This window comes from Zavarzinella formosa DSM 19928, assembly GCF_000255705.1.
Lineage (GTDB): Bacteria > Planctomycetota > Planctomycetia > Gemmatales > Gemmataceae > Zavarzinella > Zavarzinella formosa.
Genome location: NZ_JH636441.1, coordinates 23,123 through 28,304, shown reverse-complemented (window position 1 = coordinate 28,304; position 5,182 = coordinate 23,123). Strand labels below are relative to the sequence as shown.

3 protein-coding genes are annotated in these 5,182 nt (G+C 66.7%); all 3 read right to left on the bottom strand.

The window, feature by feature from the left end; translation table 11 throughout:
• Positions 1-81: 81 nt before the first annotated feature.
• The gene (locus BGIM_RS0116445; protein ID WP_020470835.1) at positions 82-864 is read right to left on the bottom strand and encodes a hypothetical protein; all 783 of its coding nucleotides are present in this window, start codon (positions 862-864) and stop codon (positions 82-84) included.
• Between the two features lie 266 nt (positions 865-1,130).
• Entirely contained in the window at positions 1,131-3,425 is a 2,295-nt protein-coding gene (locus tag BGIM_RS0116440; RefSeq protein ID WP_029630104.1) for a serine/threonine-protein kinase, read from the bottom strand.
• A gap of 161 nt (positions 3,426-3,586) precedes the next feature.
• A partial coding sequence (locus tag BGIM_RS60395; RefSeq protein ID WP_157369144.1) for a caspase family protein occupies positions 3,587-5,182 on the bottom strand: 1,596 nt, incomplete at its 5' end.

Below are 5,182 nucleotides of genomic sequence, written 5' to 3'. Positions count from 1 at the left end.
GAGCGTGTGTCGGGGGGACGGCTTCTCAGATTTCGCGGGCCGCCGCCCGGTCGGCGCGGGGCCCGTGGCCGGGGCGGGCGTTTACCCTTTGGAGGCCTTTCCGGCGGCGGCCAGAATGCCGACCAGAACAATCCCAACAAGGATGACGACCCCCAAGTAGGAGCGCCCGCTTGAAAACTGAACGTGGGGCGCCATCGGCTTCACGACTCGCTCCAGGTCGGCGTGCAGTTGGGCGGCCGTTTCCCGGCTCGCGAAGTCGAGGGGGTATTCTTTTTCGGCCAGCGCGAACGTGATCGTTTCCGACCCGACTGTCCCCTTGGTGTGTGTGATCGACTTCACTTCGTCGAGGCCGAACACGTCGTCCAGGTGCCACATCGACGGCATCTTTAGTCGAACTTTCCCGTCGGACGTGATGATGATTCGCGGCTCTTCTTTGTTCGATGCGAGGTCGCAAACCTCAATGGGCTTGACTTTGAGGGACACGGAGACGGGCGACTGATTGGGCTTGACGTTAATGACCCGGAACAACGACTCCTCGGGCTGCACGTCCACTTCCTCCTGGGAAACGGTCAGTTCGCCGGCGGCCTCCATGGTGACGACGTGATCCCGCCCGCCTTTTTCATCGCGAAACACGATGTACGTAAAGTGGGGCTTGCGTTCGAACGAGTGCTTGACCGGCCCGTGCCCCGTCGTCGAGGCCGAGCCGGCCGCCATGATCACCGGCTCGCTGTTGGAGCTGGTGTAAGTGACCTGCCCCGGGCGCTGGGGCTTCAACGACCCGACGACTTTTTTCGACCCGCACCCGGCGGTCAAAAGGGCCAGGCCGACGGCGGCAAAAACGCACAGTGATTGGCGGGATGACATGGGAGGCGCTCTCCGGGCGTCTTGGGGTAACGTCGTTGGGAACGCCTTACTAACGCGGCCGACCGGGACAGGTAACAGTTTTTTTTCGAATTTCCACCAGGGATGTGATTGGGGCGTGGGCTGAGAGACCTCACCCCCCCCTTCTCTAATACGACCGCGCGGAGTCGTCAGAGGGAAGGGGGCCGGGGGGTGAACTCCCTTGACCGGACGACCGGAACCGTCTCCCGGCGTCTCTTCCGCAGGTCCGTTCATTGTTTCAATGCCGGTTAGGGCGGCGCAGGTTTGGGCGTCGCCGGCAACCGGCAGGGCACCCCGGAGCCGATCGCTTGGACGGCGCGGTGGAACAGGAAGCTGCCGTACTCGGCCGGGGATGATTCCCAATCCTTGCGCGGTACCCCCAGTCTGCCCGGCAAGAGCTCTCCGAACAATTTTTTGTCCAACGCATCACTCTCGACCGCCGCAACGACGGTCGCGGGGGAATCGAGGTCTACTTCCGCGGCGACGGCGTCCGCGTCCAGTCGTTCCGCCAAGTATTGCTTCGCCAAGGAATGAACGGAGTCCGGCCATTTCACTTCCCGCCCGCCCCGGACTGGCGGCGGGCCGTTGACGAAGCGATTGATGAGCCAGTCGGCCCTCATGATCGGAACCCGCGGGGCGACGACCCGCAACTCTTCGTCGGCCGCCACAAGGGCCCGACTGAACTCCCCGCCCGCGTATTTGACTTCGTAGGGGTAGTCGCCGAGCGTCGTGATCATGTCCCAGGCCGCTGGCGTCCAACCGTAGTCCGGGAGGCGGATCGCCACGACCGCGCCCGAGGTTCCGTGAACCGGCGTGAGTGTGCCGCCGGGTCCGGGAGCGGCCAGGGCGTTCAGGAAGTCACGCATTGCTTTGTGGTCGTCGCGCAATTGCTCGGGGGTGATCTTCGGGTTGTTGTGCCGGTGGTGAAGGGTGAGAAACCGCACGTCCGGCCTGGCGGCCGCCGGCACGGCTTCCAAGTGCTGCCTGGCCAGCATGACGACGTTCGGGAGGCGCGCCGGCTCCCTCGGCTGCGGTTGGTCCTTCGGCTGCGGCTGCGCCAACTCCGGCGACTGGTCGGCGCCGGGCTTGTGCGGGAGATTGGCGTGAAGTTCGTTTTCCTTCCGGGGGGCGAGGGACAGGGCGACCGTCCCGCCGAGGCCGATGCCGAAAAACCCCGAGAGAACGGCGGCGGGCCAGCGCCGGGCTCGCGCCGGCGGGGTGGCTTCCGGGGAGTTTTTCGGAACGGGTTTCGGGACGGCTTCCGGGACGGCGAACGCCTCCAGCGCCTCGGCGAATTCGGCCGCAGTGCAGTAGCGCTCCTTGGGGTCCCACCGAAGGGCCTTTTCGACGGCGATCCGAAGCCCCTCTGCGATTTCCGGCCCGTTCTGTCGGTCGAACACGCCGTCAGTGGTCTCCCTCGCCTTGAATATATCGATGTAAGAGCCCCCCCCGACCAGCGGGACCACTCCGGTCAGCAGTTCGTACAAGACCAGACCGAGGGAATAGATGTCGGAAGCCTCGGTGGCGACCTTGTTGAACGCCTCTGGCGCCATGTACCGCGAAGTTCCCCCGGCGGGCCCGATCGATACTTCTCCCACGCTCCCCGGCGGCAGTTTCACGAGCCCGAAATCCACCACGACCGGCTCGCCGTACCGGTTGAACCGGATGTTGGAGGGCTTCAGGTCGCGGTGGATCATGCCCCGGCGGTGCACGTAATCGACGGCCCGGGCCACGATGGCCACGATCCCGGCGCACCGGCGCGCGGGCAGAAGGTGTCCGGCGGGGACGCCCGTCTTGAGGTACTGGACGGTGGACCCCGTCCGCGAACCCGGCCCGAGCAGGAGGAGTTCCGACGGCGGCCATGACCGTGTGTAAATCTCCAGGGACGGCCCGGGGAGGAACGCGAGGTCGAGGTACGGGTCGGTTTCGTTCGGCTGGTCGGAAGGCGCGGCAACCCCGTAGTTCAGAAGGCGGATCAGATTCGGATGGTCGCAACCGGCCGCGGCCCTGGCCTCCCGGTCGAATCTCTCCCGGAAACTCGGCCCTTCGCCCGGGGCCGACGCGCCGCGGCCCGGGTGGATCACTTTCAGGGCTACGTACCGGTGGACCGCTTCATCCCACGCCAGGTACACGCTGCCCATCCCGCCGCTGCCGAGCACCAGGCGGCGGATGTAGCGGCCGAACTCGTCGATCTGCGACAAGGGGCTGTCGTACCTCAGGGCCGCGTCCGCGTCCGAGAAGACCGGCTCAAGCCCCTGAATTCCGTGGAATCTCGCGCGGTAGATGCCGTCCTGCACTGGTGGCGAGCGCGCGGGGTCGGCGCAGGTCACCGCCCACATGTGGATTTCGGCCGCGATCAAGTCGCCGAGGGCCTCGGCGAAGTCGCGGCGGTGAAGCTCCGGGACGCCCTCTAGGTACGCTTCCACGAGCAGCGGCCGGCCAGCCAGCCAGTTCTCGCGAAGATGGTGGACGAGGCGGCGCCGCCACGCCGGGTCGCTCCCGTTCGGCGGGCGCAATTCGGACCAGTCCGGTACAACACTCACTGCTTAACTCCGGGTCGGCGCCACGAAAACGTCGGAAGCCAGTCCATCAGCGTTGACGCAACGAATCAAGCCCCTTCTTTGTCCCGAAGGGGGTAAACGACATCGCCCGGGGTCGCGAGAAGCGCGCCCCGGGAAGGTTTCTTCAGTTAACGCCTGCGTTCTTACTTCCGAAAGATCACTTCGGCCGCGTCGGCGTCGCGCCCGTCCGGCGAGTGAAGCCACGGCGTCTGTTTCCGGCGGAGCTTCACCTCGGACTCGGTCATCACCTTGTCCTGCGTGTTCGCGTGCAGCTTCGCCAGCTGGACCCGCCCTTTCGGCGGCAGCTCCTCGATCAGGTGCTGGGCGAACAGTCCGTCGTGGGCTTCTTCGCCGGCCGCGCTCGACCCGCACAGGTACACGCCGCTCCCGGTCGGGGAGATGGACCGGGTCAGGTTTTGCGTCCCGAGCTTCTTAAACTCCCCGGCGTTGCACGAGTCCAGGAAGCACACGCGGATGCCGTTCGTGCGGGACAGCAACCCCCCGAGTTCGTCGGCCGACAGGGCGGTGGCGGGGATCTTGTTCGGGTCGGCGTCGTGCGTCAGCAGGTAGTAGGTGTTGCGGTGGACCTGCCCGTGCCCCGCGAAGTAGAACACGAACATGTCGTCGCGGGTGATGGCGGCCTGAATCTTGCCGATCTCGTTGATTACGTTCGGCCGCGTCGCCTGCGCCCCCGTCAACACCACCGGCACGACGGCGTACGTCTTCCCGCAGCACCCTTTCAGCGCCTTGGCCACGTCGTCCGCGTTCTTTTCCGGCTTGGCCAGGGCGTAGGCCTTGCCGTTGTTCGGCGCAGCGAGGTCGTCCACCCCGACGCTCAGGACGAACAGTTTCTGGTTCCCGGCGGCCTTGCCGGCGCGGGTGACCTGCACCGGATCGGCCGCCTGGTCGCTCTTGTCGGTGACCGCGACGACTTTGAACGTGTGGTCGCCGGGGCTGATGTCCGAAACGGTCCACTGCACGGTCGTCTTCGTCTCGCCCTTCCCGGCGAAGACTTTTTCGGTCTCCTTGTGCGTGCCGTCCACGAACAGCCGCACCTCCTTCACGCGGTTTCCGGGCTCCCACTCGACCGACGCCTTGACCTTCACGGCGTCCCCGACGGGGCCCGGCTCGGGAGCGGTGATCCGGACCCGGGGCGGGATCGCGTCCTTGGCCGCGATCACCCCGACGTCCTGCCGGTTCGCCTCCTTGTTCGCCAGCGCCACCGCCTTCGCGACGTCCCCGGTCTTGGCGAGCAGCATGATGACGTCGGGCCGGTACAACGACGCGCGGAACCGCTCGGCCGGGTGGTATTCGGCGAACTCGTTGATCTCGCGGTCCACGCGCCAGCCCATGAGCCGTTCGCCGCCGGGCGAACACGCGTAGTAACCCTCGGGGGTCCAGGCGATCCACTCGCCGCCCGGCGTGACGTACAGGGACAGGAGCGGGTCCGTCCGCGGGAACTCCCGCTCGAGTTGCCTTCGGACCACCTCCACCTCCCGCGCCGGGGCCTTTCCGCCCTTGAGGACCTTCAACACGGCGACCGATTTGAGCGGCCCGCGGAGCAGTTCCGAGCTGGCGCCGGGCCGGGACAGGTCGGTAAACGGCTTGCCCTCCTCCGCGATGGCGATGACGATGTCCCCCTTCTCGAGCCCGGCGTCCGCCGACCCGCTGCCGGGGTGGGTCCCGTCCACAAAGATGCCGGCCGGGTTCGCCGGCCCGAGCACGATGCCCGTGCCGGT

Coding starts and splice junctions, on each gene's coding strand:
- BGIM_RS0116445 (WP_020470835.1), bottom strand. CDS start 864: ATGTCATCCCGCCAATCACTGTGCGTTTTTGCCGCCGTCGGCCTGGCC.